26 protein-coding genes are annotated in these 24,850 nt (G+C 73.2%); 12 read left to right on the top strand and 14 right to left on the bottom strand.

Features of this window, described 5'->3' with window-relative positions; translation table 11 throughout:
- Positions 1-27: 27 nt before the first annotated feature.
- Genes Aru02nite_RS32015 through Aru02nite_RS32000 form a run of 4 tightly spaced genes read right to left on the bottom strand, consistent with a single transcriptional unit; the run spans position 28 to position 3,701 of the window.
- A complete protein-coding gene (locus tag Aru02nite_RS32015) occupies positions 28-270 on the bottom strand; it encodes a DUF1918 domain-containing protein (protein WP_203663935.1) in 243 nt (80 codons plus the stop codon).
- A gap of 17 nt (positions 271-287) precedes the next feature.
- Positions 288-1,676: an MBL fold metallo-hydrolase RNA specificity domain-containing protein gene (locus Aru02nite_RS32010; protein ID WP_239077078.1), complete on the bottom strand. Its 1,389-nt coding sequence runs from the start codon at positions 1,674-1,676 to the stop codon at positions 288-290.
- Positions 1,673-2,650 carry an Acg family FMN-binding oxidoreductase gene (locus Aru02nite_RS32005; protein WP_203663934.1) on the bottom strand — a complete coding sequence of 326 codons (978 nt, stop codon included), beginning with the start codon at positions 2,648-2,650 and terminating at the stop codon, positions 1,673-1,675. The genes Aru02nite_RS32010 and Aru02nite_RS32005 overlap by 4 nt, the downstream gene beginning before the upstream one ends.
- 34 nt (positions 2,651-2,684) lie before the next feature.
- Entirely contained in the window at positions 2,685-3,701 is a 1,017-nt protein-coding gene (locus Aru02nite_RS32000) for an alcohol dehydrogenase catalytic domain-containing protein (protein ID WP_203663933.1), read from the bottom strand.
- Between the two features lie 265 nt (positions 3,702-3,966).
- Between Aru02nite_RS32000 and Aru02nite_RS31995 the strand changes: the two genes are divergently transcribed.
- The gene (locus Aru02nite_RS31995) at positions 3,967-4,587 is read left to right on the top strand and encodes an Rv1733c family protein (RefSeq protein WP_203663932.1); all 621 of its coding nucleotides are present in this window, start codon (positions 3,967-3,969) and stop codon (positions 4,585-4,587) included.
- A gap of 160 nt (positions 4,588-4,747) precedes the next feature.
- Here the strand turns inward: Aru02nite_RS31995 and Aru02nite_RS31990 are convergent, their stop codons facing one another.
- From Aru02nite_RS31990 to Aru02nite_RS31980, 3 genes are all read right to left on the bottom strand, one after another.
- Positions 4,748-5,347, bottom strand: coding sequence for a CBS domain-containing protein (locus Aru02nite_RS31990; RefSeq protein ID WP_203663931.1), 600 nt, complete (start codon positions 5,345-5,347; stop codon positions 4,748-4,750).
- Between the two features lie 257 nt (positions 5,348-5,604).
- Entirely contained in the window at positions 5,605-5,928 is a 324-nt protein-coding gene (locus Aru02nite_RS31985; RefSeq protein ID WP_203663930.1) for a VOC family protein, read from the bottom strand.
- 111 nt (positions 5,929-6,039) lie between these two features.
- The gene (locus Aru02nite_RS31980; protein WP_203663928.1) at positions 6,040-6,504 is read right to left on the bottom strand and encodes a MarR family winged helix-turn-helix transcriptional regulator; all 465 of its coding nucleotides are present in this window, start codon (positions 6,502-6,504) and stop codon (positions 6,040-6,042) included.
- Between the two features lie 101 nt (positions 6,505-6,605).
- On the opposite strand from Aru02nite_RS31980, the gene Aru02nite_RS31975 reads away from it, so the two are divergent.
- The 3 genes from Aru02nite_RS31975 to Aru02nite_RS31965 all read left to right on the top strand — a co-directional run bounded on the left by Aru02nite_RS31975 (position 6,606) and on the right by Aru02nite_RS31965 (position 9,955).
- Positions 6,606-7,820: an amidohydrolase family protein gene (locus Aru02nite_RS31975; RefSeq protein ID WP_203663927.1), complete on the top strand. Its 1,215-nt coding sequence runs from the start codon at positions 6,606-6,608 to the stop codon at positions 7,818-7,820.
- Positions 7,821-7,995: 175 nt separating this feature from the next.
- Positions 7,996-8,550 carry a GAF domain-containing protein gene (locus tag Aru02nite_RS31970; protein WP_203663926.1) on the top strand — a complete coding sequence of 185 codons (555 nt, stop codon included), beginning with the start codon at positions 7,996-7,998 and terminating at the stop codon, positions 8,548-8,550.
- 142 nt (positions 8,551-8,692) lie between these two features.
- A complete protein-coding gene (locus Aru02nite_RS31965; protein ID WP_203663925.1) occupies positions 8,693-9,955 on the top strand; it encodes an AlbA family DNA-binding domain-containing protein in 1,263 nt (420 codons plus the stop codon).
- Positions 9,956-9,960: 5 nt separating this feature from the next.
- Here Aru02nite_RS31965 and Aru02nite_RS31960 read toward each other — a convergent pair whose 3' ends face one another.
- From Aru02nite_RS31960 to Aru02nite_RS31930, 7 genes are all read right to left on the bottom strand, one after another.
- Complete coding sequence (locus Aru02nite_RS31960; protein WP_203663924.1) at positions 9,961-11,394, bottom strand: hypothetical protein; 1,434 nt, start codon at positions 11,392-11,394, stop codon at positions 9,961-9,963.
- A 329-nt stretch (positions 11,395-11,723) separates the two neighbouring features.
- Positions 11,724-12,158, bottom strand: coding sequence for a VOC family protein (locus tag Aru02nite_RS31955; protein ID WP_203663923.1), 435 nt, complete (start codon positions 12,156-12,158; stop codon positions 11,724-11,726).
- A gap of 49 nt (positions 12,159-12,207) precedes the next feature.
- Positions 12,208-13,632 carry an NAD(P)/FAD-dependent oxidoreductase gene (locus tag Aru02nite_RS31950; protein WP_203663922.1) on the bottom strand — a complete coding sequence of 475 codons (1,425 nt, stop codon included), beginning with the start codon at positions 13,630-13,632 and terminating at the stop codon, positions 12,208-12,210.
- Positions 13,625-13,924 carry a (2Fe-2S)-binding protein gene (locus Aru02nite_RS31945; protein WP_203663920.1) on the bottom strand — a complete coding sequence of 100 codons (300 nt, stop codon included), beginning with the start codon at positions 13,922-13,924 and terminating at the stop codon, positions 13,625-13,627. Before Aru02nite_RS31945 ends, Aru02nite_RS31950 begins: the two co-directional genes overlap by 8 nt.
- On the bottom strand, positions 13,914-15,101 hold the full coding sequence (locus tag Aru02nite_RS31940; protein WP_203663918.1) for an NAD(P)/FAD-dependent oxidoreductase: 1,188 nt from the start codon (positions 15,099-15,101) through the stop codon (positions 13,914-13,916). Before Aru02nite_RS31940 ends, Aru02nite_RS31945 begins: the two co-directional genes overlap by 11 nt.
- A 4-nt stretch (positions 15,102-15,105) precedes the next feature.
- Entirely contained in the window at positions 15,106-16,020 is a 915-nt protein-coding gene (locus Aru02nite_RS31935; RefSeq protein WP_203663916.1) for a dihydrodipicolinate synthase family protein, read from the bottom strand.
- Between the two features lie 10 nt (positions 16,021-16,030).
- A complete protein-coding gene (locus tag Aru02nite_RS31930; protein WP_203663915.1) occupies positions 16,031-16,567 on the bottom strand; it encodes a cupin domain-containing protein in 537 nt (178 codons plus the stop codon).
- Positions 16,568-16,804: 237 nt separating this feature from the next.
- Here Aru02nite_RS31930 and Aru02nite_RS31925 point away from each other — a divergent pair, with 237 nt between their 5' ends.
- The 8 genes from Aru02nite_RS31925 to Aru02nite_RS31890 are packed head-to-tail and all read left to right on the top strand — an operon-like array spanning position 16,805 to position 24,846.
- The gene (locus Aru02nite_RS31925; protein WP_203663914.1) at positions 16,805-18,403 is read left to right on the top strand and encodes an ABC transporter substrate-binding protein; all 1,599 of its coding nucleotides are present in this window, start codon (positions 16,805-16,807) and stop codon (positions 18,401-18,403) included.
- Complete coding sequence (locus Aru02nite_RS31920) at positions 18,403-19,485, top strand: ABC transporter permease (RefSeq protein WP_203663913.1); 1,083 nt, start codon at positions 18,403-18,405, stop codon at positions 19,483-19,485. The genes Aru02nite_RS31925 and Aru02nite_RS31920 overlap by 1 nt, the downstream gene beginning before the upstream one ends.
- Positions 19,482-20,390: an ABC transporter permease gene (locus Aru02nite_RS31915; RefSeq protein ID WP_203663912.1), complete on the top strand. Its 909-nt coding sequence runs from the start codon at positions 19,482-19,484 to the stop codon at positions 20,388-20,390. Before Aru02nite_RS31920 ends, Aru02nite_RS31915 begins: the two co-directional genes overlap by 4 nt.
- A gap of 1 nt (position 20,391) precedes the next feature.
- The gene (locus tag Aru02nite_RS31910) at positions 20,392-21,354 is read left to right on the top strand and encodes an ABC transporter ATP-binding protein (protein ID WP_203663911.1); all 963 of its coding nucleotides are present in this window, start codon (positions 20,392-20,394) and stop codon (positions 21,352-21,354) included.
- A complete protein-coding gene (locus tag Aru02nite_RS31905) occupies positions 21,351-22,295 on the top strand; it encodes an ABC transporter ATP-binding protein (protein WP_203663910.1) in 945 nt (314 codons plus the stop codon). Before Aru02nite_RS31910 ends, Aru02nite_RS31905 begins: the two co-directional genes overlap by 4 nt.
- Positions 22,296-23,543 (top strand): amidohydrolase family protein, encoded by a 1,248-nt coding sequence (locus tag Aru02nite_RS31900; protein ID WP_203663908.1) that lies wholly within the window; start codon positions 22,296-22,298, stop codon positions 23,541-23,543. It begins immediately after the preceding gene.
- On the top strand, positions 23,540-23,857 hold the full coding sequence (locus Aru02nite_RS31895; protein ID WP_203663906.1) for a TIGR04076 family protein: 318 nt from the start codon (positions 23,540-23,542) through the stop codon (positions 23,855-23,857). The genes Aru02nite_RS31900 and Aru02nite_RS31895 overlap by 4 nt, the downstream gene beginning before the upstream one ends.
- Positions 23,854-24,846 (top strand): LLM class flavin-dependent oxidoreductase, encoded by a 993-nt coding sequence (locus tag Aru02nite_RS31890; protein WP_203663904.1) that lies wholly within the window; start codon positions 23,854-23,856, stop codon positions 24,844-24,846. Before Aru02nite_RS31895 ends, Aru02nite_RS31890 begins: the two co-directional genes overlap by 4 nt.
- Positions 24,847-24,850 lie beyond the last annotated feature (4 nt).

Raw genomic sequence — 24,850 nt, 5'->3', positions numbered from 1 at the left:
CGGTCCACGTCTCGTCCGTCTGCCGTCTCAACCAGTCGCCGATCCGGACGGCCGGCGGGCGGTCCGGTGGGGGCCCGGGGCCCGGGGCGTGGTGGGCGGCTCGACACGCGCGTCCTCGCCGGGGAACACCAGCGTCTCGTGCCCGTCGTCCAACCACCGCACCTGGTACGGAGGGCTGCCGTCCGGATGCGCGACGGCCAGGATCACACCGGTGCGGTGGACCTGGTCGTGGCCGGTCAGCCGGAGCAGGTCGCCGACCCTGGCTCGCATCCCGACCGTCCCTTCCGTCAGCGGTACACGCTGACCCGTTCACCGTCGTGCGGAGTGACGGCGTTCCAGCCGAGGTCGGTGCGTACCCGGTCGGCGAGGGCGGCCGAGGCCGCGGGTTCGCCGTGCACGACGAAGCACGTGTGCGGTTCGCCGGGGGAGCGACGCAGCCAGTCGAGGATGCCGTCGGCGTCGGCGTGGGCGGAGAACTCGCCGACGCCGAGTACCTCGGCACGGACGGGAACGTACCTGCCGTACGCCTTGATCGCGGTGGCGCCGGACAACAGCCGCGACCCGCGGGTTCCGGGTACCTGGTATCCGGGCAACAGGACGAGGTTGCGCGGGTCCGGCAGCTGCGCGATCAGGTGATGGACGACGCGCCCGCCCGTGGCCATGCCGGCGGCGGACAGCACGATGCACGGCAGGCCCGGACGGTTGAGCCGGGCGGACTCGTCGATGCCGTGCGCCAGCCGCAGTTCGCCCGGGTCGAACGGATCGCGGGCCGAGTCGAGCACGGCGGGCCGCAGCTCCGGTGAGCGGTCCCGTACCGCCTGGCGGTAGACCTCCAGCGTGGCGAGCGCCATCGGGCTGTCGACGTACACCGGCACGCGCGGCAGCATCCCGGCTGCCATCATCTCGCGCAGCCGTACCAGGAGGATCTCGGTGCGGTCGACCGCGAAACAGGGGACGAGCACCGTCCCACCCCGGTCCAGGGCCGCACGGATCACCCGGGCCACGCGGTCCGGGTCGGCGCGCGGGTGGAGCCGGTCGCCGTAGGTGGACTCCACGACGATCTGGTCGGCCGGCGGCGGCGGATCCGGCGGCTCCAGCAGTGGATGGTCGATCCGGCCCAGGTCCCCGCTGAAGACCACGGTGCCGTCGACACCGGTCGTCACCGTCACACACGCCGAGCCCAGGATGTGCCCGGCCCGGCTCAGCGTCACCGACAGGTCCCCACCGACCGCGACCGGCTTGCCGAACGGCACGGGCCGCAGCAGGTCCAGACACCGCTCGGCGTCGACGTGCGTGTACAGCGGCAGGGCCGGATCGTGCCGGGAGTACCCGTGCCGCGCCGCGTACCGCGCGTCCTCCTCCTGGAGGTGTGCCGCGTCGCGGAGGACGATCGCGGCCAGCCGGGCGGTCTGTTCCGAGCAGTACACCGGGCCGGTGAACCCGGCGCGGGACAGCAGCGGCAGCAACCCGATGTGGTCCAGGTGCGCGTGGCTGACGGCGATGGCGTCCACGCTCGTGGGCTCGACCGGGAACGGTTGCCAGTTGCGGCGGCGCAGCGCCGCGTCCCCCTGGTACATGCCGCAGTCGACCAGTAGCCGCCGACCGTCGGAGTCGATCAGGAACCGGCTGCCGGTGACCGTGCCGGCCGCGCCGAGGAACCGCAGCGAGGTCGTCACGGGCCGGCCCGCCGCGGCGTCCGGGGTACCGGCTGCGCCGGTGTGCCCCGGCCGAGCCGGACCACCAGCTGCGGGTGCCCGATCCGGGCGAGCAGCGCGGCCAGGCGGTCCCGGGCGACCGGGGTTTCGACGACGTCGCTGACCGGGTTGGTCGCCAACCCGTGCACGGTCGCGGCGAGCAGCACGGCCGAGGTCGCCTCGCCCGCGGCGAGCCACGCCCGGACGTCGTCGGCGTCGGTGAACACGACCGCGTACCTGGCGTGCCGGTCGGTACCCCCGCCCGGGGCCAGACCGTCGGCACCGGGCGCGAAGTCCCGCACCGGGACCCGGCGCGGCACCGGTCGTACGGCCGTCTCCACCGGCACACCGTCACCGGCCGGCGAGGGACGGTGCGTCCACACGTTCAGCTCCTCGCTGTACGCCGGGTCGGCGGTCTCCGTCATGGACGCACCGGCCGCCGCGACGGTCAGCTCCGGTACCTGGTCGTCGCGCAGAACGTGCAGGTGCGCTCCCGCGGACTCGGCCGCGTCGCGCAGCAGCGCCAACGTCTCGCGGGGGATGTCGGTCTCCGCCGCGTACGGTCGGCGGTCGGTGTGCCGCGCGGCGATCGCCGCGTAGGCGCGCCGTTCCTCGTCGGCCGGCTCGTACGGGCCGCCGATGCGCAGTTCGGCGAGCGGGCCGGCGTGTCCGGGGTCGGGGAACCGTGTGACGACCGGATGCCGGCCGGCGGCGGCGACCGCGATCCGGGCGTGGTGCAGCGCCACGCCACAGGACAGGACGAGCAGCCGCCCGTCCGGGTCGACGGTGGCGAGCTGACGGTCCCGGTCGGCCCACAACTCGGCGACGCCGTCGTGCAGCCGCCAATGCCACGGCTGGGTGTTGAACACCGACGGGGCCCGCAACGCTGCGGTCACGGCTCGCGCCAGCGCCTCCTCGGGTGGGCCGTTCGGGGCGACCAGTTCGGGATCGACCATGGGAGAGAACATTCGCCTCGCCTCGCCTCGTCGGTCAGCTACGCAGGTCGAACACGACGCGACCGATGGCCCGGCCGGCACCGAGCTCACCGATGGCGTCGTTGACGTCCGGCAGCCGGTACCGGTGCCGGATCAGGGTGGCGCGTCCGGCGGCGTGCAGCGCGAACACGTCGGCGACATCGGCCCGGCTGCCGGCACCCGCTCCGCGTACCGAGATGCCGCGCAGTGCGGTTCGCAGGATCGGCACCGTCATGGTGTCGTCGTGCGGCAGCGCAACCAGGGTCAGCCGGCCACCGGGACGCAGACTCTCGTACGCCTGCTCGGCCGCGCGGGCATCGGGCGCGGCGACGATCGCGGCATGCGCACCGCCGAGTTCACGGAGGTACCGCACCGGATCGGAACGCCGGGCGTTGACGGTGTGCGCGGCGCCGAGATCGCGGGCGACCTCCAGCTTGTCGTCGTCGACGTCGACCGCGATGATCGTGCCCCCGGCCACCTCCGCGTACTGCACCGCCAGGTGCCCGTCGCCGCCGATCCCCACCACGGCGACCAGATCGCCCGTGCGCACGCCGGCGGTACGCACCGCACGATGCGCGGTGACGCCCGCACAGGCCAACGGTGCGGCGTCCAACGGGTCGAGATCCGCCGGGACGGGCACGCAGAACGCAGCCTCGGCGACCGCGTACTCGGCGTGCAGACCGTCGGTGCCGAGGCTGGTGTTGCGTTGGCGCGGGCAGAGGGTCTCCTGTCCGGTCAGGCAGTACCGGCAGGCACCGCACGCCCAGCCGAGCCAACCGACCGCGACCCGCTCGCCGGCCCGGCGGTCGGTGACGTCCGCCCCGGTTCGGATCACCACCCCGGCACCCTCGTGCCCCGGAACGTACGGCGGGTCGGGACGGACCGGCCAGTCGCCTCGTACCAGGCGGACGTCGGTGCCGCACAGCCCGCTGGCCTCCAGCCGGATCAGTACCTGCCCGGGGCCCGGTTCACGGACGGGGCGTTCCTCGATGACCAGCGGCTGGTCGAACGCCTTGACCACGGCTGCCTTCATGCCACCAGACTCCGTGCCGCAAGGGCATGCCGTCAGGGCTGAACCGCCCGTTGCGGACGGGACCTGTGACCCGGACGCGTACCCGGGTTTCGGGCTGAACGGCCTCCAGTTCCGGGCGGTTGGGCCGCTGTGCGGGCCACCAGACCGGGGTGACGGTGAGGGGGCGTCCGACGGCCCCGACATCGCGTCCGGTGACGGCTCACGGCTGGCACGGGCAGGTGGAGCGGTGGAGTCCCGTTCGACGCACGCATGTCCGGGAGGTGCGATGAGCGTACTGTCCGGGCCGGCTGCCCGACTTGCTCGGTTCGGCCGGCTGGTCGGCATCGGCCGAAACCCGCTCCGCCGTGCGAGCGACCGGATCGAGGGGGCGGTCCTCGCGGTCGTCGTGGTGGCCTGCCTCGCCGCGATCCCGGCCGGGGTGATCACCGGGAGGGCGGTCGTTGCTGGAGGGCAACGCACCGCGACCCGGCTCGCCGCCGCGGGACACCCGACCGCGGCGGTCCTGCTCGCCGACCCGTGGGCGTCCTCGGCGAGCGACCAACCACCGACCGACGTCCCGGTCCGGGCACGCTGGAGCCTCGGCGGACACACCTACACCGGAACCATCCGGGTCGCGCCCGGCCGGCACCGCGGAGACACGGTACCGATCCGGGTGGACCGTACAGGCCGGCCGCTGCCGGCGCCCGAGTCCGCCACGCGAATCGTCAGCGAGGGGATCGGCGCCGGTCTCGCGGTGCCCTTCGGCACCGCCAGCGTCGCCCTGCTGTTCTGGTGGAGCGTGCGGTGGCTGCTCGATCGGCGCCGTTACGCCGACTGGGCGGGGGAGTGGCGGGCCGGCCGGTGCCGCGACGTGCGCCGGCGCCGACCGGGTTCCGCGGACACGTAGGGCGGGTCCGCACAGGTTGCTGGCCGGCTGCGCCGGGCCCGTTCGCCGCCTCGCCGCGTCGTCGGCACGAGGACACAACACCGGTCAGGTGCGGACCGAAGATGTCGTCCGGCCATCGCTCCAGGCGTCCACCGCCCGCGCAGGTTGGCCGGGGCGGATCTCATGCAGGGACGTGTGCCGCGCAGATGCCGGGAACCGTTCGGGTCAGTACCGTCGCGATCTGTCGCTCCACCTCGTCGCGGAACGTGCCGGTGACCGTCGCCTCGGCCCGGTGGACGGTGACGGTCCACCGCGGCGAGCCCGCGTACTCGTCGAGGCGGTGCTGGGCGTCGGCCTGGAGCACGGCGTCGGTCCGCACCATGCTGCGTACGATGTCTCGCCGGCTGACGATGCCGACGAGTTCGTCGTCGTCCACCACCGGCACGCTTCGTACGTCGCGGTCGAGCATCGTGGCAGCAACGTCGGCGAGGTCTGCCTCCGGCGGTGTGGTGACGACCTTGCTGGTCATCACGTCGCGGACGGTGTGCGGGCGATCGGCGTCCGTGCCGTCCGCATGGCGCCGCATGTGCAGCGTCGGATCGGTCGGCACCCGGTGCCGGAGAAGATCTCCCTCGCTGACGATCCCCACGATCCGGCCGTAACTGTCGAGAACCGGAGCCGCCGTGACCTCGTAACCGATGAGCATGGCCGCGGCCTGCTCGATCGGATCGTCGGGACCGACCGCGTGGACCGGCCTGCTCATCGCGTCGCTCGCGCGCATGACGTACCTCCCGAACGGAGACGGTCCCAGTCTGCTCGGGGCCGTGCCGTTTCCGGACGGGTCGATCCGCCCCTGTTCTCGGGAGCAACGGCCCCTTGGGGGCACGCGGTATCGCGGCGACCACGTGCCGAGCGGGACGCAGGCGAGGGAGCATGCGGGACGCGACGCGGTGGGGCTCGGCGTTGTGCCGCAATGGCCGTGGTCGCGCGCCTGGCGCCGGCGAGTGTCGGCACGGGCGGGCTCGGCGGCGTCCGGTGTCAGGACCGGCAGATGCAGAACTCGTTCCCCTCCGGGTCCTGCCAGACCTGCCACAGATCCTCCGCCACCGCGCCGACCGGGACGGCCCCGAGCGCGGCCGCCTGCGCCGTGGCCGCGGTGAAGTCGTCGGCGACCACGTCGAGATGGACCCGGTTCTTGGCCGTCTTCGGCTCGGGAACCCGTTGCAGCGCAAGGTACGGACCGAGACTGACCCAGTCCGGTTCGCGACGGGTGACGGCGAGGCCGAGCAGCCGGCTCCAGAACGCGGCAAGGGATTCCAGGTCGTTCGCGTCGATCACGATGCCGTTGATACGGACGCTCATCCGGGCCGGCCACCCGACGTCGTGAACCTGGCGGACATGACACCACACTCCTCGTACTTCGTTGGCTGCCCGGACGTTCGGCCGCGCGGTCCCGCGTACGCCGAGGGACGCTCAGTCGCGTGCGGCCCGCTTCCGGGACCATGCGGCCGCGTCCGTGCCGTACCGGACCAGAAGGCGCGCGAACTGGATCCGTTCCTTCCGCGACCAGGACGCCGTGATCTCCTGGAACGCCGCGCGCTGTTCGGCGGCGAAGCGGTCGCGTTCGGCCTCGCCGTGCTCGGTGAGTTCGAGCACGGTACGGCGCCCGTCGCGCTGGGACGCGGTGCGGCGCAGCAGTCCCTCCTCGATGCAGGCGGCGACGGTACGGCTGGCGACCGGCTGCGCGACGCCCATCTCGGCGGCGAGGCCACCGACGGTCGTCTCGTCCGGCGCGTCGGCGATCACGTTGAGGACGAGGTTGCGGGACAGGTCCCTGCTCGACGCCGGGGTACGTCGGCGCAGGCGGGACAGTGCCGGGCCGATCTGGTCCAGCACCCGGTCGTCGGGGGACCGCTCGGGGGAGGGCGCGCCGCTCATGTACCCGAGCCTAGGCCCGCACTCTCGATTTGCATACCCTTTCGCAAATCCATAGCATCAGGTATGCAAATGCGACGAGCGACGGAACGGGGCGGACCGCCATGACACTCACCGCGATCACCGGCGCCCGGGTCTTCGACGGGGAGAAGTCGCTCGGCGTACGGACCGTCGCCGTCGACGGTACGAGGATCGTCGGCGTCGGCGGTGACGCACCTCGGGACTGCGAGATCGTCGACGGCAGCGGCGGCACCCTGCTGCCGGGGCTCATCGACGCCCATGTCCACTCCGCCCCGGGTTCCCTGGCGCTCGCCCTGCGGTTCGGGGTGACGACCGAGCTGGAGATGCAGGGGATGCACACCCGGGAGAACCGGGCGCGCATCACCGACGACGACACCGTCGCCGACGTGCGTTCGGCCGGTTTCGCCATCACGCCGCCCGGTGGTCACCCGAGCGAGCTGATGCCCGAGGGGTTCCGGCCGAAATGGGACCTCCCGCCGGTCATGCCCCTGACGCCGTTTTCCACCACGCCCGAGGAGGCGGCCGCCTTCGTACCGCAGCTCCTCGCCCGGGGATCCGACTTCATCAAGTTCATGATCGACGACGGCAGCGTGGAGGGACATCCCGGGCTGCCGTCGCTCGACCTGGCCACCGTGCGCGCCGGGGTGGCCGAGGCGAAGAGGTACGGCGCCCTCACCGTGGCGCACGCGCTGACCCTGGACGCCACCAGAATCGCGGCCGAGGCCGGCATCGACGGCGTCACCCACGTGTTCATGGACCGGCCGCACAGCGCCGAGATCGTCCGGCTGATCAGGGACGCGGACATGTTCGTCGTTCCCTGCATCAGCCTCAACGCCTCGATGATGGGAATCACGGCCAGCGAGCTCGCCGACGACCCGCGGGTCGCCGGGCGCCTCGACGGCGCGTGGGACCGGACCCTGCGCGCAAGCTACGACCGCTTCCCGCACGGCAACCTCGACGACGTGTACGCCACCGTGCGCGCGCTGGACGCCGCCGGCGTCGACGTACTGGCCGGCACGGACGTCTCGATGCCGGAGACGTTCTTCGGGGGCCTGGCGCACGGGGCGAGCCTGCACCACGAGCTGCAGTACCTGGTGGCGGCCGGACTGACACCCGAACGGGCCCTGCGGGCGGCGACAGCGACCACGGCCCGTCGCTTCCGGCTCAGCGACCGGGGCCGCATCGCCGAGGGGCTGCGGGCCGACCTCCTGCTGGTCGACGGCGACCCGACCGTCGACATCGGCGACACCCTCAACACCCGCGCGATCTGGCGCCGCGGCACCCGCCTGACGTACTGACGGCCGGCGAAGCGGCACGCCATGCTGGTCGTGAATCGTGGTCGCCGGGCGGATCGTGGGCAATTCTGCGGGCGTCGACGGATGGTCCGGAGTCGTGGCCGGATGCGACGCCGGTCGTCGGGGCGGGCGGGTCAAGCGCGCTGGCCGGGCCGCTGACCGGCGGTAACGTTGCTCCATGGATGCGGCACGCAAGCTCGGGTTGAGTACGGTCGCCGACAAGGCGCTCCTGGCGCAGGCGCAGGAGCGCGTGGCGCGCGCCGAGACGCTTGAGCAGGTTCAGCACATCGTGCGCGCCACGGCCCGGAGCCTCGTCGACGCGCAGGGGGCCACCGTCGTCCTGTACGAGGACGGGCGGTGCTTCTACGCGGACGAGGATGCCGTCAGCCCGTTGTGGAAGGGGCAGCGGTTCCCTGTCCAGCAGTGCATCAGCGGCTGGGCCATGATCCACGGCGAGCCGGCGATCGTCGTGGACAGTACGGTCGACGAGCGGATCCCGCAGGAGATCTACCGTCCGACGTTCGTACGGTCGCTGGCGATGGTGCCGATCGGCGGTGCCGCGCCCATCGGCGCGATCGGTGCGTACTGGTCGGTTCCGCGCGCCATACCCCAGCGTGAGGTGGCGCTGTTGATGGGGCTGGCGGCGGCCGCGTACCCGGCCCTGCGACGGCTGTTGCCGGGCGGCGGCACGCCCCTGCCGGTCGACCTGCGCGAACCATCCCACCACGCCTGACGGTCTGCCGGTCTCGTACGTCGCGTCACGTGCGCGACCGTGCCGGCGCGGTCGCGGTTCATCCCACAGGCTCGGAAGGTCCGACTGTTCGGAGGATAAGCACGTACTGCCACGTGTCGGATACCAGGTGTAGGACGGCACTATGACTGTGTATCTGGGCATCGAGGCCAGCCGCCGCACCCTCGCCACCTGGAACGACCTGCAGGACGCCGTCGACGGCGGGCTGCTCGACGAGAGCCACTGGCTTGAGCTGACGACCGACCTCCCCAACAGACCCAGCGCCAACACCGAACTGGCACGCGAACTGGCGTCGCTCGCCGTCGACGGCGGCACGCTCATCGTCGGCGTGCAGGCGAAGGACTCCCGTGCCGAGAAGGTCGCCGGCGTCCCGCTCGCGGAGGCGCGGCAGCGCATCGTGCGGGCCGCCGAGTCGTACATCCACCCCCGCCTGTACTTCCACCTCCGCCCGATCATGCATCCCGACGAGGACGACGTCGCCTGCATCGTCGTCGAGGTCCCGCCCAGCGGGCAGGCACCGCACCAGGTCGACTTCGAGTACTTCGGGCGCGGCGACCTGGGGAAGCTGCGGCTGGCGGACGACCGGGTCCGGGAACTCCTGAGCGTCCGGTCGGTGGCGTTGCAGCGCACCGGAACCGAGCTGGCCGCGATGGCGGACCGGTTCCCGCTCCCGGCGCGCACCCGCGAGTTCGGCCACCTGTACGTGATCGCCGACCCGGTCGACGCCGACCGCAACCTGCTGTCCGCGGTACTCGACGAGGACGACCGGACGTCGGTGTACAACGCGGTCGACCGGGCCGCCGCGACCCTGCGCCCCGAACTGACCGGCTCGGGTCACCTGCTGCGCGACGGTACTGCCGGATGGCGGTCGCGGCCCCGCGGCCTCGCCCTGACGAGGACCGCCGACCGGCACGAGTCCGGCGTGCTCGACTATCTCGTCCGCCGCGACGGCGGGATCGAGACCACGTGCGGCTCGGGCACCAGGTACCACGACGCGGACTGGGCCAGGGATCTCGACTTCACGACCGTCCCCTGCACGTGGCTGCTCGGGGTCGTGCACAGCACGCTCGCGCTGGCGGCCGCGTTCACCGAGGTCAGCCATTACCGCGGGCGCTGGCAGCTCGGCGTCCGGTTCGACGGCATGCGGTACGCGGCCGCCGAGGAGGCCGTCCAGGGCGTCATGGGCTGGCAGGGAGCCGCCCAGTACGACGCGGACGAGTACGAGATGCTGACCAGTACGGTCACCGCGGAACTCATCGACGAGACACCCGCGCTGGTCGAGCGGCTCGTCGGCGACTTCCTGCGCGGACTCGGGGTGCAGAGCCGTTTCCTGCCGTACCCGGAATGGCACGGCCACGGCCGCGTCGCCCCACCGCCGCGTCCCTGACGCTGCTACTGGGTGGGGCAGCCGGACGGAGGATCGTTGTACTCGCTGGTGTAGACGCGGACGAGCATCCGGCGGTTGGCGTACTCGGTGAACGTCCACAGGTGCGCGCTGCCGCCCGAGTCCAGCCAGTACGCCATGGATTCGGTGTCGTCGACGAACGTGCCGCGACTCGCGCAGACGCCGTCGCCGTCGCGTTCGAACCACAGTTGGCTGCCGTGGCCGCCCGGAACGGTGCGGGCGAGAAAGTACTCGGGGTGTCCGGAGCCGGCGGGGTCGGGTCGGGCGACGACGCCCTGGATGCCTTCCAGGTTGGTCGCGGCGAGGCGGCTCGCGGAGACCGGTGCGGTGGAGCCGGTCGTGATGCGGTCGACGAGCGTGGCGGTCGGCCAGTTGACGATCCGGACCGGCGCGCCGGAGGCCGTCATGTCCGCCGTCCCCCGGTACTCGGTCGTGACGAGCGAGTCGTCCGACCGTTGCAGCGAGATCGACGAGAAGCACAGGTCGGCGGTGAGGGCGCTCGGCGTGGTGGAGCAGCCGGACGGCGTGGTGTGGAAGCTGCCGACCTCGAACATCACGTACCGGTAGCCGGCGGCGCACAGTTGGCTGCCGCCGGACGGGTCGGTGACCTGGCCGACGTCGTTCGGGGTGGGCGCGGCGTGGTCGGGGCCGCAGGCGCCGTCGTCGGGCACCAGGTACGTGCGGCGGGTGTCGAACACCAGCACCCCCGACCCGTGCTTCGCCACGAACAGGTACGGCCCGTACCAGCTCACGCCGCCGCCGTGCACGTCGCACACCGGCCCGAACGTGAGCCCGTCGCCGTTGGACGCGCCGGGTACCACGAGCAGTACGTGCCGGTAGCCGCCGTGCGTGCCGTCGGTGTACGGCCGCTGCAGGAACGTGGCGCGCAGTCCCGCCGAGCGCGCGGTGTCGGCGGGCAGCCCCGGGCACCGGGCGATGTCGTCACTCGACGCCTCCTGCCGCCACACGCCGACGACCTCGTCCCCGCCGGCCGAGTACCCGGGGGCCTGCTCGGCGTCCTGCGAGCTGGTCACCGACTGCGGCAGCCACCGGTTCGACGTCTCGTCGTTGCCGTCGAAGCACCAGGCCGCCAGCGTGTACGCCGCGTCCGCCGCGGAGATCGCCGCCCGCGCGTCGGCGCAGGCCGCGTCGGACTTGTAGTGCACCGCGTGGTTGGTGTGCGCGTACACCTGGCCGAGGCCGGGGGTGGGCTCCGCGGCGAGCCGACCCGCCGCGTACGCGGGGTCGATGCCGCTGGTGTCGGTCGGCGTCCAGACCAGCTGCTGCAGGCCGGTCGTACTCCTCCCGCTGTCCACGTACGGCGCGACGCCGTCCCAGGGCACCGCGGTCGCCGGGGACGATGCCCCCAGCAGCACCGCCGCGATCGCCGCGACCAGCACACCGGCACGTCCGAGCCTCATCCGAACTCCCCTCACCGTACGGGACGAAGGAGTACGAGCAGGGCCAAGCATCCCACCGTGTGCGCAACCGCACCACTGTCCACAGTGGACTAATCGGATTCGGTGGGCGACCCGGTACACCGGTCGCGGCGACGGGGGAGCGGACGGGGCGGGTCAGGTTCGGGACGGCGATGCCGGAGACGCCGGGTTCGCGCCGGCGGTCCCGAGGCTGAGACCCGTTGCGGCGACGCCGATCCCGGCGACCAGCGGCGGCATCCCCGTCGTTCGCCGCGGCAGCCGTGGCAGTCCGGTACCGGGAGAATCGCACCGGACCGCGACTCGTGACGCGCTCAGTCGAGGCAGAAGTCGTTGCCCTCGATGTCCTGCATCCAGATGCACGACTCGTTGATGCCGTCGGCACGCTGGAGCAGCACCTGCGTCGCGCCGAGTGCCATCAGCCGGTCGCGTTCGGCCTCCAGCGTGGCCAGCCGCTCGTCACCCACCAGCCCGGCGCCGGCCCGTACGTCGAGGTGCACCCGGTTCTTGACGACCTTGCCCTCGGGTACGCGCTGGAAGAACAGGCGCGGGCCCACACCCGTCGGGTCGACGCAGGCGAACGCCGCCCCCTGCTCCTCCGGCGGCAACGACCGGTCGAACTCGTCCCAGGAGGCGAACCCCTCCGGCGGCTCGGGTACGACGTAGCCCAGCACCTCGCACCAGAAGCGGGCGACCCGCACCGGGTCCGCGCAGTCGAAGGTGACCTGGATCTTCCTGACCGATGTCATGAGCCCAGCTTAGAGACCCCACCGGGCGGCTCGGCGGTGGCCGTTTCCGTCATGGGTCGCCACCCGCGAGCGTGCCGAGCGGGATCGGGCGGATCGGCGGGCGCGCCGTGTACGGGCCGACCTCGGCCACGCTGCGGCCGGTCTCCGCGGCGATCAGCGCGCACACCGCCGGCTGGCAGGACCGGCCCTGGCACAACCCCATCCCGGTACGGGTCAGCAGCTTCACCCCGTTCGCGGTACGCAGGTGCGGGTTCGCGCGCAGTGCGGCGCGTACGGTGCCCGCGGTGACCTCCTCGCACCGGCACAGCACCGTCTCGTCGTCGGCCGGTGCCGGTGCCGGCGGGGGGAACGCCGCGGCCAGCGCGGTGGCGAAGCGGCGGCGCCGGCGCAGATCCCGGCGTACCGGCCGGGCCAGCCGGCCGATCCGCGGCGCGGGCACCAGGCCCAGGTCGGCGAGCAGCCCCAGCGCGGCGAGCCGCCCCTCGGCGACCGCCTGCTCGGCGCCGGCCACCCCGGTGATCTCGCCCGCCACCGACACCCGCGGTACGCTGCTGCGCTGCCACCGGTCGTGCGTGACGACCCAGCCGCCGGCCGCCGGGTCGTACCGGACCGCGCAGCCGGCCTGCCGGGCCAGGTCCGTCGACGGGACGAAGCCGTACCCGAGCGCGAGCACGTCGGCCGGCACCGTACGGTGCGTCCCGTCCGGCGCGGCGAGGACGACTGCGGCCAGCTCACCGTCCGGCCCGGCGTCGGCCCGCACCACGCGGGTACCGAACCGCACCGGTACGCCGGCCCGGCGCAGTACCGCCAGCGCGTGCCCACCCTCGCGGAGCTTGCCGGTGTTGCCCGCGGCGGCCGGCAGCATCCGCAGCAGCGCGCCGGCCCGCGGCCGGCGGACGAGCAGCACCTCGGCGACCTCGGCGCCGGCCGCGACCAGCTGCGCGGCGACGACCAGCAGGAGCGGGTGCGCCCCGGCCAGGACGAACCGGCGTCCCGGCAGCAGGTGCGCCGACTTGACGAACACCTGCACCCCGCCGGCAGTCAGTACGCCCGGCAGCGTCCAGCCGGGGAACGGCACCGGCAGGTCGTACGCCCCGGCCGTGAGCAGGACCGCGCGCGGGCGTACGGTGCGGGCGCCGTCCGGCCCGTGCACCGCGAGCCGCATCGGCCCGTCCCCGTCGGCGCGGTCGGCGGGTGTGGAGCCGGCGAAGTCGTCCAGCCCGGCGTGCCCGCCGAAGACGCCCCACCCCGCGGTACGCCACCACCAGTCGACGTCGGCACGCTCGGCCACCGCGAGCAGCGCCCGCCCCGCCGGTACCGTCGCGGCGGCGAACGTGGCCGGCGGCTGCCGGTGGATCTGGCCGCCGGCGCGCGGCTGCTCGTCGACGACCAGGACCCGCGCGCCGTGGCTGGCGAGTACGTCGACCGCGGCCAGCCCGGCGGGACCGGCACCGACGACCGCCACGTCATGCATCGGTACGCACCCGCATCCCGGCGCGGACCTCGGTCAGGCAGGAACGGCTCGCCGGTACGCCGTCGACGGTCACCACGCAGTCGAAGCAGACGCCCATGTTGCAGTACGCCCCGCGCGGCGCACCGGACGCGGTCCGGCGCAGCGCCCGGTGCCCGGCGGCGAGCAGCGCGGCGACCAGCGGCTCACCCGGGTACGCGGTGACCGGCGTGCCGTCGACGTCGATGGTGACCGGCGCGGGTCGGCCGATGTCGGTCAGCCGGGACGCGGTGGGCGGTGTGCGCTCAGACGGCATTGAGGAATCCGAACCGGGCGGGCGAGTACGCGTCGATCGGCAGCGACGGCTCGCCGGTGAGCAGGGTCTCGGCCAGCAGCCGGGCGTACGTGGGGCCGAGCGTGAACGCCGAGCCGCCGGTCGCGGCGTACAGGCCGGGCCGGCGCGGCAGCGGGCCGAGTACCGGCAGCTGGTCGGGGGTCAGCGTGGTCGCGCCGGACCAGCAGCGCAGCACCGGCAGCCGGAGTACGGCGGGGACCACGCGCGCGGCGTCGGCGTTGCCGACCAGCGACTCGTACCGCAGCTCGGGTGCGGTCTCCAGGTCGATCCGGCCGTCGACGGCGCGGAACTTGGCCGGCGACCCGCCGCCGATCAAGACGTTGCCGTCGCTGGTCTGCTTCATCGACAGCCGTCTTCCGACGTGCTGCACCAGGTGCGGCAGGAACGGCGTGGTGGGCGCGGTCGCCGTCATGGACAGCGCGACCGGTACCACCGGGAGCCGGACGTCGGCCATCGCGGCGAGCTCCGCGGTCCACACCCCGGCTGCCAGGACCACTGCGGCGGCGCGCACTCCGTCGGTCCGCGCGCCACGTCCGGCGGCCGTCGGCGTCGTGGTCAGCCGCCAGCCGCCGGCCTCCCGGGTCAGGGCTGTCACCCGGGTTCCGGTACGCAGGTCGGCGCCGAGCCGGGACGCGGCCCGCGCGTACGCCAGGGTCACCAGGCGCGGGTTCGCCTTGCCCTCGCCCGGCGCGTACGCGGCGCCGCGCACCCCGGCCGCCAGGTACGGGGCGAGCGAGGTCAGCTCGGCGCCGGTCAGTACGGTGACGTCCAGCCCGTGGCGGCGTTCCAGGGATGCCTTGCGCCGCAACCGGTCCAGCTCGTCGGCGGTCTCGGCGAGCATCAGCCCGCCGTGCTGGACGACCTCGACCGGCGCGTCGAGTTCGGCGGCCAGACCGGCCCACGCCCGCTGCGCGTCGAGGTGCAGCGGCAGCGCCCGGGCGGCACGTTCGGCGGCCGCGTCCCCGTCGGCCACCATCCGGTACTCCAGCTGGAAGTGCAGGCTCCCGGCGTTCTGCCCGGAGGCGTGCCGGTTCAGCTCGTCCTTCTCCAGCAGTACGACCCGGGTGCCGGCACGGGCCAGGTGGTAGGCGACGGCGCAGCCGAGCAGGCCGCCGCCGATCACCGCGACGTCGTACATCGTCCTACAGGCCCAGCGAGTCGAGGGTGTCGGCGACGCGCTTCTGCTCGTCGGCGGTCAACGGCAGCAGCGGCGGGCGTACGTGTCCGCCGGGCACGCCGCGCCGGCGCAGCGCGTACTTGAGGATCGCGGGGGCGTTGCCGAAGCGGGCGCCGTAGTCGGCGCCGAACCAGGCGTCCATGAGTACCCGGTCGCGGGCGCCGAGCTGGCGCGCGGTGTCCAGGTCGCCGGCGGCCACGGCGCGGAAGAAGCCGGGATGGTCGGCGCCGAGCACGCCGCCGGCACCCATCAGCCCGTCGCCGCCCAGCTTGGTCAGCAGCGCGATGCCGGTGTCGTTGGTGGGGATGCCGAAGTACCGCACGCGCTCGCCCAGCGCGATGAGGCCGCGTACGAAGGAGCCGAAGTCGGGTGTGGAGTTCTTCACCGCGACGACCGTGTCGATCCCGGCCAGTTCGGTCAGCAGCGCCACGTCCAGGTCGACGCCGGTGCCGCGCGGCCAGTTGTACACGCAGATCGGGATGTCGACCGCGGCGCTCACGGTCCGGTAGAACGCGACGATCTCGCGGCGACTCGGCACCAGGTACGGCGGGGGCGTGAGCAGCACGCCGGACAGCCCGGCCGCCCTGGCCGCGGTGGCGTGCCGGATCGCCTCACCGGGCGTGTACGCGGTGGCCCCGCCCAGCACCGGAACCCGCCCGGCGGCCTGATCGGCGGCGGTACGAAACAGCTCGGCGCGTTCGGGTTCGCTGAGGCTGAACCACTCGCCGGTGGTGCCGGCGACGATGATGCCGTCCATGCGTTCGGCGAGCAGCCAGTCGAGCTGCTCGCGCCAGGCGGCGAGATCCAGCTCGCCGTCCTCGGTGAACGGGGTGGTGACCGCCGGCAGGTAGCCGGACCAGTCGACGCTGTCGCGGTTCACTGTCGGTCCTTCACGGGGTCGGTGGCGTCACGGCGATGACGATGCGGGCGGGCGCGTCGCTGTCGTTGCGGTACCGGTGCGGCAGGCGGGAGTCGAACGTGATCGCCTCGCCCTCGGACAGTTCGTGCCGCTCGCCGTCGATCTCGGCCACGACGGTGCCGGCCATGACGATCGCGCACTCGGTGGACGGGTGGGCCCACGGTTCCGGTGCGCTGGCGTCGCCGGGCGCGAGGTCGGCCTGGAGTACTTCCAGGTCGCCGCGGCCGGGGGTGAGCCGGTCGTACGAGATCTCGCCGCGCGGGGCGGCCAGCCGGGTACGGCGCTCGGGCCTGCTGACGTGTACCCGGGGCGCGTCGGGTTCGTCGAACAGCATCGAGATCGACGCGTCGAAGACCTTCGCGAGCTTACGCAGCGTGGCCAGGCTCGGGTCGGTCGCGCCGTTCTCGATCTGGCTGAGCAGGGCGGGGGAGACGTCCGCCTGTTGGGCCAACTGGCGCAGGGTCAGCCCGTGCCGCTGGCGCAGTTCGCGGAGCCGATCGCCGAGCATCCACACCCCTCATGGTTGATGACGATGAACTTGTTTGACGACAGTACACAGCTCTGTTTAGCATGGTCAAACAGGCCCAGGACGGGTCTGCTAGAAATGAACACGTCGCGCGTCGAGCCACCCCCCGCCGTCCGCGACCCGACCGGCCACCCACGCCGGTCACCAGTCCGCCGCCCTCGGCCCCGGCATCGCCGCCGTGCGCCCGGACTCCCCCTCCCACTGCCCGAAGGACCCCCCATGTCGGTGACACCGCGCCACGCGCGCCGCGTCGGGGCGACGCTCGTCGCGCTCGCCCTGGCCACCGCCGCGACCGCCTGCACCGCCGGCGGCGCCGGCGGCGGCAGCGCGAAGACCCTGACGATCGACACCTCGTTCGTCATCAAGAGCCTCGACCCCGGCCACGTGTACGAGGCGACCGGCAACACCACCGTGCACGCGCTGTACGACACGCTCCTGACCTTCCACGGGTCGGACATGACCAAGCCGCAGCCGGACCTGGCCACCAAGTACACGGTGTCGGCGGATGCGAAGACGTTCACGTTCACGCTGCGGGACGACGCGCGGTTCTCCGACGGCACGCCGGTCACCGCCGACGACGTGGTGTTCAGCCTCAACCGGCTGCGCAACCTCAAGGCGAGCCCGGCCGTCACCGTGGGCGGGCTGACCGCGTCGAAGACCGACGCGCACACCGTCGTGGTACGAAGCGCCACCGCCGACCCGAACGTGCCGATCATCCTCACCCAGCCGTACACCGGGATCGTGAACTCGAAGGTGGTCAAGCAGAAGGGCGGCACCGACGGGGCGGACGCGGCAAAGTCCGACACCGCGCAGAAGTACCTGGACGGCGCGTCCGCGGGCTCCGGCCCGTACGTGCTGAAGAGCTTCGACGCCTCCTCGCAGGTCGTACTCACGGCCAACCCCAAGTACTGGGGGGCCAAGCCGACGTTCTCCCGCGTGGTGCTGCGCAACATGGACGTGCAGAACCAGAAGCTGACGATGGCCAAGACGACCGGCGCCGAGCTGGCCCTGGACCTGTCCGGCAAGATGCTGGAGGGCCTGCCGTCGAGCCTGAAGCAGTCCAGCGCGGACGACACGTTCTACTTCCTCACCCTCAACGCCGATCCGGCCGTGTCGAAGGTGGCCGCCAACCCGGCGTTCGTCAAGGCGGTACGCGCCTCGATCGACTACCCGGGCGTGGCGGCGCTGTTCGGCGGCGGCGCGACCCCGGCGGCGGGCGTGGTGCCGCCGGCGTACCCGGGGGCGCTGCCGAAGAGCGAGGCGCAGCACCAGGACATCGCGGCGGCGAAGAAGCTGCTGGCCGACGCCGGGCTGAAGAACCCGACCGTGTCGCTGATGTACCCGTCGATCACGTACCGCGGGGTGGATCTCGGCACGATCGCGACCAAGGTGCAGGGTGACGCGAAGAAGGCCGGCATCAGGCTGACGCTGGACCCGCAGCCGCTGACCTCGTTCCTGGACAAGCAGCGCGGCGGCAAGGTGGCGATGCGGTTCAGCCCGCAGAGCCTCAACTACCCGGTCGCCGCGTCGCTGGTCAACAACCTCGCGCCCGGCCAGGGCACCGCCGCCACCACCGGCTGGACCGTCGCCCGCGCCGACAAGCGCGTCGTCGCCGCCGGCAAGAAGGTGCAGGACACGCTCGACCCGGCCGCGCAGCAGGCGGCGTTGCAGGACTGGCAGCGGCTGCTCAACCAGTACTCGCCGTACATTCCGCTGGCGTACAACTCGGGTGTGGTGGTGGCCGGTGCGACGCTGACCGGTGCGGAGTACGCGCCGGCCGGCTGGCAGGTCGACATCGCCGCGGTGGGGCGCAAGTAATGTCGGCTTCCGTCGCCGCGGCGGGCGAGGCGCCCGCCGCGGCCCGGCGCCGCCCCCGGGTGCCGCATCTGGTGCGGTTCCTGGCGAAGCGCCTCGCGGTCACCGTCGGGCTGCTGTGGGGTGTCACCGTCGTGACGTTCGCCCTCGTGCACGTCGTACCGGGGGACTCGGCGACGGCGAACCTGTCCGAGCAGGCGCTCAACGACCCGGCACTGGTCGCCGCGTACCGCGCCAGGTGGGGCCTCGACCAGCCGGTGTACGTGCAGTACCTGCGGTATCTGTGGAACCTGCTGCACGGCGACCTCGGCACCTCGCAGCAGACCGGCAAGCCGGTGCTGTCCGACCTGGCGCACTACGTGCCGGCGACGATGGAGCTGGCGGTGCCGAGCATGGTGCTGGCGCTGCTGATCGGCACCGCGGTCGGCATGCTCGCCGCGGTTCGCCACGGCCGCGCCACCGACCAGGTGGTACGAGTGGGTTCGCTGCTCGGGCTGTCCACGCCGCCGTTCTGGCTCTCGCTGGTCGTGCTGTACCAGTTCTTCTACCTGCTCGGCGTCTCGCCGTCCGGCGGCCGGCTGTCGACCGACTTCTCGCCGCCGCCGACCGTGACCGGAATGTACACAGTGGACAGTGCGCTCGCCGGGCAGTGGGCCGAGTGGTGGGACGCCGTGCAGCACCTGGTACTTCCCGTGCTGGTGCTGACGTGCCTGACCGTGGCCACGCTCATCCGGTTCGTCCGCTCGGCGATGCTGGAGGTGCTGTCCACCGACTACATCAAGGCCGCGCACGCCAAGGGCCTGCCGGGCTTCACCGTGCTGCGCCGGCACCTGCTGCGCGCCGGCCTGGTACCGGTGATCACGGTCAGCGGGCTGGCGTTCGCCGCGCTGCTGTCCGGCACCGTGCTGGTGGAGAACATCTTCGGCTGGCCCGGCATCGGCCAGTACGCCTACCGCAGCGCGACCGCGCTGGACCTGCCGTCGATCCTCGGCGTGAGCCTGTTCGTCGCGCTGGTGTACACCGTGGTCAACCTGATCGTCGACCTGGTGTACGGACTCATCGACCCGAGGATCCGGCTGTCATGACCGAACAGACGACCCAGGCGCCGGTCCCGGTCGACCTGACCGACAGGCGGGTACGCAAGGCGCTGGGCCGGCGCGACTGGTTCGCCCACCGTCCACTGTGGAGGCAGCCGCTGACGGTGGCGGCGCTGGTGGTGGTGGCCGGCTGGCTCGCGGTCGCGGCGCTGGCGAACGTGCTCGCCCCGTACGATCCGCTCCAGCAGGACGACGCCACGTACGCCCCGCCGTCGGCCGCGCACTGGTTCGGCACCGACGAGCTGGGCCGCGACATCCTCAGCCGGCTGCTGTTCGGCGCCCGGCTGTCGATCCCGCTGGCCCTGGTCATCGTGGTACTCGCGCTGGCCGTCGGCGGCGTGCTCGGCCTGGTCGCCGGCTACCTCGGCCGCTTCGTCGACGAGGCGCTGATGCGGCTGACCGACCTGGTGTTCGCCTTCCCGCAGATCATCCTGGCGATGGCGGTCAGCGCCGCGTTCGGCCCGAGTACGCGCAACGCGGTGCTGGCGCTGGTGATCGTCTCCTGGCCGGTGTACGCCCGGGTCATCCGCAGCTCGGTGCTGACCGTACGCGGGGAGGACTACCTGCACGCCGCGCGGCTGCTCGGCGTCGGCCCGGTCACCGCGCTGCGCCGCGACGTCGTACCCAACAGCGTCGGCCCCGCCGTGGTCCTCGCCACCCTCGAACTCGGCAACGCCGTACTGATGCTCGCCGCGCTGTCGTTCCTCGGACTCGGACCACGCCCGCCGGCACCCGAGTGGGGCGCCATGATCGCCCTGGGATCGCACGACCTGTCGAAGTGGTGGGTCAGCGTGTTCCCCGGCCTCGCGATCCTCACCGTCGTACTGGCCTGCAACGTCCTCGGGGACGCGCTGCGCGACCGGATCGACCCGCGTTTCGCGAAGGGACGCTGACATGCTGCTTGCGACCGAGGGACTGACGATCACGCTGCCCGGCGGCGTACCGGTGGTGCACGACGTGTCGCTGGAGGTCGGCGCGGGCGAGATCGTCGGCGTGGCCGGCGAGAGCGGATCCGGCAAGAGCCTCACCGCGCAGGCCCTGCTGAACCTGCTGCCCGCCGGGTCCACTGTGGACGGTGCCGCCCGGTTCGACGGCAAGGACCTGCTCGGCCTGGACCGGCGCGGCTGGCAGTCGGTACGCGGGGCCGGCATCTCGATGGTGTTCCAGGACCCGACCGCCGCGCTGCACCCGATGCTCAGCGTCGGTACCCAGCTCACCGAGCACATGCGCCGGCACCTCGGGCTGTCCCGCCGCGCTGCCCGCGCCCGCGCCGTCGAGCTGCTCGACCAGGTACGCATCCCGGACCCGGAACGGACCCTGCGCTCCTACCCGCACCAGTTCTCCGGCGGCATGCGGCAGCGGGTCGCGATCGCCATCGCGCTCGCCGCCCGGCCGAAGCTGCTCATCGCCGACGAACCGACCACCGCGCTCGACGTGACCGTGCAGGCCGGGATCCTGGCTCTGCTGAGCCGCCTGCGCGACGAGACCGGCCTGTCCGTCCTGTTCATCACGCACGACCTCGGCGTACTGTCCGCGCTCACCGCACGCACGTACGTGTTCTACGCCGGGCGCGTACTGGAGACCGGGCCGACCCCGGCGGTGCTGTCGACGCCGCGGCACCCGTACACGGCGGCGCTGCTCGGCGCACGGCCGCACGGCGCGACCGGAACCGGTGCGCTGCAACCGATCCCGGGCAGCCCGGTCATCCCCGGCGCCGCACCGCCCGGCTGCCCGTTCGAACCGCGCTGCTCGTACGCGGTGGACGCGTGCCGGACCGCGCCGCCGGAACTCGCCCGCACCGGACCCGACCGGTACGCGGCGTGCCCGGTGGCGCCCGAGCTGGAGGTGAGCGCGTGAGCGCGCTGCTGGCGATCGAGGACGTGCGGGTCGAGTACCGGTCGCGGGAACGGGGCACGGTGGCGGCCGTCGCCGGGGTCAGCCTCGACGTGGCCGCCGGCGAGATCGTCGGCCTGGTCGGCGAGTCCGGCTGCGGCAAGTCGTCTCTCGCCCGGGCCGTGGCCGGGCTGACCGCGCCGCGCGCCGGCACCATCGCGTACGACGGCCGTCCGGTGACGCCGCTGGGCTGGCGCCGGCGGCCGAGCGTCGACGTGGGCCTGCAGATGGTGTTCCAGAACCCGTACGCGTCGCTCAACCCGCGGCGCCGGATCGGCTCGCAGCTCGCCGACGGCCTGCCGGCCGGACCGGACCGGGCGCGGCGGGTGGCCGACCTGCTGGACCGGGTCGGCATGCCCGCCGAGGCCGCGAGTAAGTATCCGCACCAGTTCTCGGGCGGGCAGCGGCAGCGGCTGGCGATCGCCCGCGCGCTCGCGCCCCGGCCGCGGCTGCTCGTCGCCGACGAACCGGTCACCGCCCTCGACGCCTCGTCCGCCGCGCAGATCGTCAACCTGCTCGTCGAGCTGGTCCGGGACACCGGCACCGGGTTGCTGTTCATCTCGCACGACCTGGCGCTGGTACGGCAGATCGCCGACCGTACCGCGGTGATGTACCTCGGCAAGATCGTCGAGGTGGCGCCGACCGCGCAGCTGTGGGACGCGCCGCGGCACCCGTACACCCGGGCGCTGATCGACGCGGTACCGCGGATCTCCGCCGAGCCGACCCTGCCCGCGGTACTGGCCGGCGAGGTGCCCGACCCGGCGAACGCGCCGAGCGGCTGCCGGTTCCGTCCGCGCTGCCCGTACGCCGTGGCCGAGTGCGCCGTCGAACCACCGGTCCGGGCGACCGGCGCCGGTTCGGTGGCCTGCTGGCTGCCCGACCCGACCGTTCCGGAAGGACGCTGAATGATCCCCGCACCCGCCGACCGCGTCCTCGTCGACTGCGCCGTGTACGACGGCGTCGGCGACGGCGTCACCACCGACCGCGGCATCTGGATCGACCGTACGGGCGAGATCCGTGCCGTCGGCACCTCCGACGACGTACTGTCCGAGGCGCGCGGCGCGACCGTCGTGGACATGGCCGGGGCCTACGTCATGCCCGGCCTGACCAACATGCACGTACACCTCGGACTCGGCCTGCCGGGCGGGATGGCGGAGGCGGTGCAGCGCGCGAACCTCGCCGAGCTGGTACTGCTGATGGCCGACTCGGCCCGCCAGACCCTCCACAGTGGAGTGACCACGGTCCGGCTCGTCGGCGAGACCCGGTACGCCGACTTCGCGCTGCGCAAGGCGATCGACGCCGGCGCGGTCGACGGCCCGCGGATCTACACCGCCGGGCACGCGCTGTGCTGCACCGGCGGGCACGGCTGGGACGCCGACGCGCTGGAGGCCGACGGCGCCGACGGCTTCCGCCGCGCGGTACGCCAGCAGCTGCGTGCCGGCGCCGACCTGATCAAGGTGTGCATCTCCGGTGGGATCGCCGGCGAGCACGAGCAGATCGACACCCCGCAGCTCACCGACGGCGAGATGGCCGCAGTACTGGAGATCGCGCACGACTGGGGGCGGAAGGTGACCGCGCACGCCGGCCCGGCCGACACCATCGTGCGCGCCGTCGAACTCGGCCTCGACTGCGTCGAACACGGCTACGAACTGACCGACGACCTCACCCGGGTGATGGCCGAGCGCGGCGTCTGGTACGTGCCGACCATCACCGTCAGCCGGTGCGAACAGTTCTTCATCGACAGCGGCGTACCGGGCTGGATGATGGACCGGGCGCTGTCGGCGGGACCGCGGCACTGGGAGAGCCTGCAGCACGCGCTGCGCAACGGGGTACCGATCGCGCTCGGCTCGGACATGCCGCCGCACGCGCCGTACGACGAGACCACCGCGACGGTGCGCGAGCTGGAGTTCATGGTCGAGGCGGGCATGCCGGTCGCCGACGCGCTGCGCGCCGCGACCGTACGGCCGGCGGAGTGGCTGGGCGCCGCCGACCGGATCGGTACCATCCAGGCGGGTCGGCAGGCGGACCTGATCGCCCTGCGCGACGACCCGACCCGCGGCGTGTCGGCCCTGCGCACCCTGCACCTGGTGATGAAGGCTGGCCGGGTGTACCGGGACGACACCGGGCTCACCGCGCCGCGGGGCCGGCGATGAGCGACCACACCGAGGTCGCCGACCTGCGCGTGGTGGTGGACCGGATCGAGGGCCGCTCGGTGTGCGGCATGCGCCCCGGCGACCACCTCGACCTGACCCGCTCGTCGCGCCTGACCATCCCGCCCGGCCGACACTTCTGCCTGTACGCGCTGGCCGCGGTGCTGCCGCTGCTACCGGCCAAGCAGCGCGCGCTGGCCGACGGCGACTGGCTGGCCCGCGACTGCGAGGTCGCCTGCCCGGATCCGGAGGAGCGACTCGTGATGCGGGTGGAACGCCTTGGCGTGCAACGGATTCCGACGGACGAGCTGACGTGACCGGCGCGGTGTCGATCGCGTTCCAGTCCGACAAGGGACCGGACGAGTACGCCCGGCTCGCCGTCGCCGCCGAGTCGTACGGCTTCGACGGGGTGTCGGTCTTCGGCGACCTGGGCTACCAACCGCCGCTGTACCCGCTGCTGGTGATGGCGCGCGCCACGAGCCGGCTCCGGCTCGGCGCCGCGTGCCTCAACCCGTACCTGACGCACCCGGTGGAGATCGCCGGGCAGGTCGCCGCGCTGGACGCCGCGTCCGGCGGCCGGGCGTACCTGGGGCTCGCGCGCGGCAGCTGGCTGTCCCGCGTCGGCGTACGCCAGGACCGTCCACTTCGGACACTGCGGGAGGCGGCCGAGGTCGTCGCCGCGCTGCTGGCCGGCGACGACTCCGGCTACGCCGGCGAGGTGTTCCGCATCGCGCCCGGCACCGCCCTGCGGTACGTGCCGTACCGGCCGGTGGTGGACCTGCTGCTCGGGGTGTGGGGGCCGCGCGGTGCGGCGCTGGCCGCCGAGGTGGCGCACGAGGTGAAGCTCGGCGGTTCGGCTAACCCGGACATGGTCGCCACCATGCGCGGCTGGCTGTCGGCCGCCTCGGACCGTCCGGTGGGCGTGGTGGCGGGTGCGGTCACCGTGGTCGACGAGGACCGGGCCGCGGCACGCCGGCGGGCCCGCGCCGAGGTCGCGATGTACCTGGACGTGGTGGCTCGGCTGGACCCGACCGTGACGGTCGAGCCGGACCTGCTGGCCCGGTTGGGCGAGCTGGTCGCCGCCGGCGCCCATGCCGAGGCCGGCGCGCTGGTCGGTGACGACCTGCTGGACCGGTTCTGCTTCGCCGGTACTCCCGCCGAGGTCGCCGAGCGGGCCGCCGCGGTGCTGGCCGCCGGGGCGAGCCGCGTCGAGTTCGGCACCCCGCACGGGCTGACCGACGGCCGCGGCGTGGACCTGCTCGGTACGAAGGTGCTGCCCCGGATCCGTTACCTGACAGGAGAATGACGGC

Source organism: Actinocatenispora rupis (genome assembly GCF_016861975.1).
Classification (GTDB): domain Bacteria; phylum Actinomycetota; class Actinomycetes; order Mycobacteriales; family Micromonosporaceae; genus Actinocatenispora; species Actinocatenispora rupis.
The sequence above is the reverse complement of the archived record's forward strand: the minus strand, read 5'-3'. Positions and strand labels throughout refer to the sequence as shown.

Coding starts and splice junctions, on each gene's coding strand:
- Aru02nite_RS32000 (WP_203663933.1), bottom strand. CDS start 3,701: ATGAAGGCAGCCGTGGTCAAGGCGTTCGACCAGCCGCTGGTCATCGAG.
- Aru02nite_RS31960 (WP_203663924.1), bottom strand. CDS start 11,394: ATGAGGCTCGGACGTGCCGGTGTGCTGGTCGCGGCGATCGCGGCGGTG.
- Aru02nite_RS31950 (WP_203663922.1), bottom strand. CDS start 13,632: ATGCATGACGTGGCGGTCGTCGGTGCCGGTCCCGCCGGGCTGGCCGCG.
- Aru02nite_RS31930 (WP_203663915.1), bottom strand. CDS start 16,567: ATGCTCGGCGATCGGCTCCGCGAACTGCGCCAGCGGCACGGGCTGACC.
- Aru02nite_RS31990 (WP_203663931.1), bottom strand. CDS start 5,347: ATGCGCGCGAGCGACGCGATGAGCAGGCCGGTCCACGCGGTCGGTCCC.
- Aru02nite_RS31925 (WP_203663914.1), top strand. CDS start 16,805: ATGTCGGTGACACCGCGCCACGCGCGCCGCGTCGGGGCGACGCTCGTC.
- Aru02nite_RS31945 (WP_203663920.1), bottom strand. CDS start 13,924: ATGCCGTCTGAGCGCACACCGCCCACCGCGTCCCGGCTGACCGACATC.
- Aru02nite_RS31940 (WP_203663918.1), bottom strand. CDS start 15,101: ATGTACGACGTCGCGGTGATCGGCGGCGGCCTGCTCGGCTGCGCCGTC.
- Aru02nite_RS31965 (WP_203663925.1), top strand. CDS start 8,693: ATGACTGTGTATCTGGGCATCGAGGCCAGCCGCCGCACCCTCGCCACC.
- Aru02nite_RS31970 (WP_203663926.1), top strand. CDS start 7,996: ATGGATGCGGCACGCAAGCTCGGGTTGAGTACGGTCGCCGACAAGGCG.
- Aru02nite_RS31920 (WP_203663913.1), top strand. CDS start 18,403: ATGTCGGCTTCCGTCGCCGCGGCGGGCGAGGCGCCCGCCGCGGCCCGG.
- Aru02nite_RS32015 (WP_203663935.1), bottom strand. CDS start 270: ATGCGAGCCAGGGTCGGCGACCTGCTCCGGCTGACCGGCCACGACCAG.
- Aru02nite_RS31980 (WP_203663928.1), bottom strand. CDS start 6,504: ATGAGCGGCGCGCCCTCCCCCGAGCGGTCCCCCGACGACCGGGTGCTG.
- Aru02nite_RS31895 (WP_203663906.1), top strand. CDS start 23,540: ATGAGCGACCACACCGAGGTCGCCGACCTGCGCGTGGTGGTGGACCGG.
- Aru02nite_RS32005 (WP_203663934.1), bottom strand. CDS start 2,650: ATGGTCGATCCCGAACTGGTCGCCCCGAACGGCCCACCCGAGGAGGCG.
- Aru02nite_RS31955 (WP_203663923.1), bottom strand. CDS start 12,158: ATGACATCGGTCAGGAAGATCCAGGTCACCTTCGACTGCGCGGACCCG.
- Aru02nite_RS31915 (WP_203663912.1), top strand. CDS start 19,482: ATGACCGAACAGACGACCCAGGCGCCGGTCCCGGTCGACCTGACCGAC.
- Aru02nite_RS31985 (WP_203663930.1), bottom strand. CDS start 5,928: ATGAGCGTCCGTATCAACGGCATCGTGATCGACGCGAACGACCTGGAA.
- Aru02nite_RS31975 (WP_203663927.1), top strand. CDS start 6,606: ATGACACTCACCGCGATCACCGGCGCCCGGGTCTTCGACGGGGAGAAG.
- Aru02nite_RS31995 (WP_203663932.1), top strand. CDS start 3,967: ATGAGCGTACTGTCCGGGCCGGCTGCCCGACTTGCTCGGTTCGGCCGG.
- Aru02nite_RS31900 (WP_203663908.1), top strand. CDS start 22,296: ATGATCCCCGCACCCGCCGACCGCGTCCTCGTCGACTGCGCCGTGTAC.
- Aru02nite_RS31910 (WP_203663911.1), top strand. CDS start 20,392: ATGCTGCTTGCGACCGAGGGACTGACGATCACGCTGCCCGGCGGCGTA.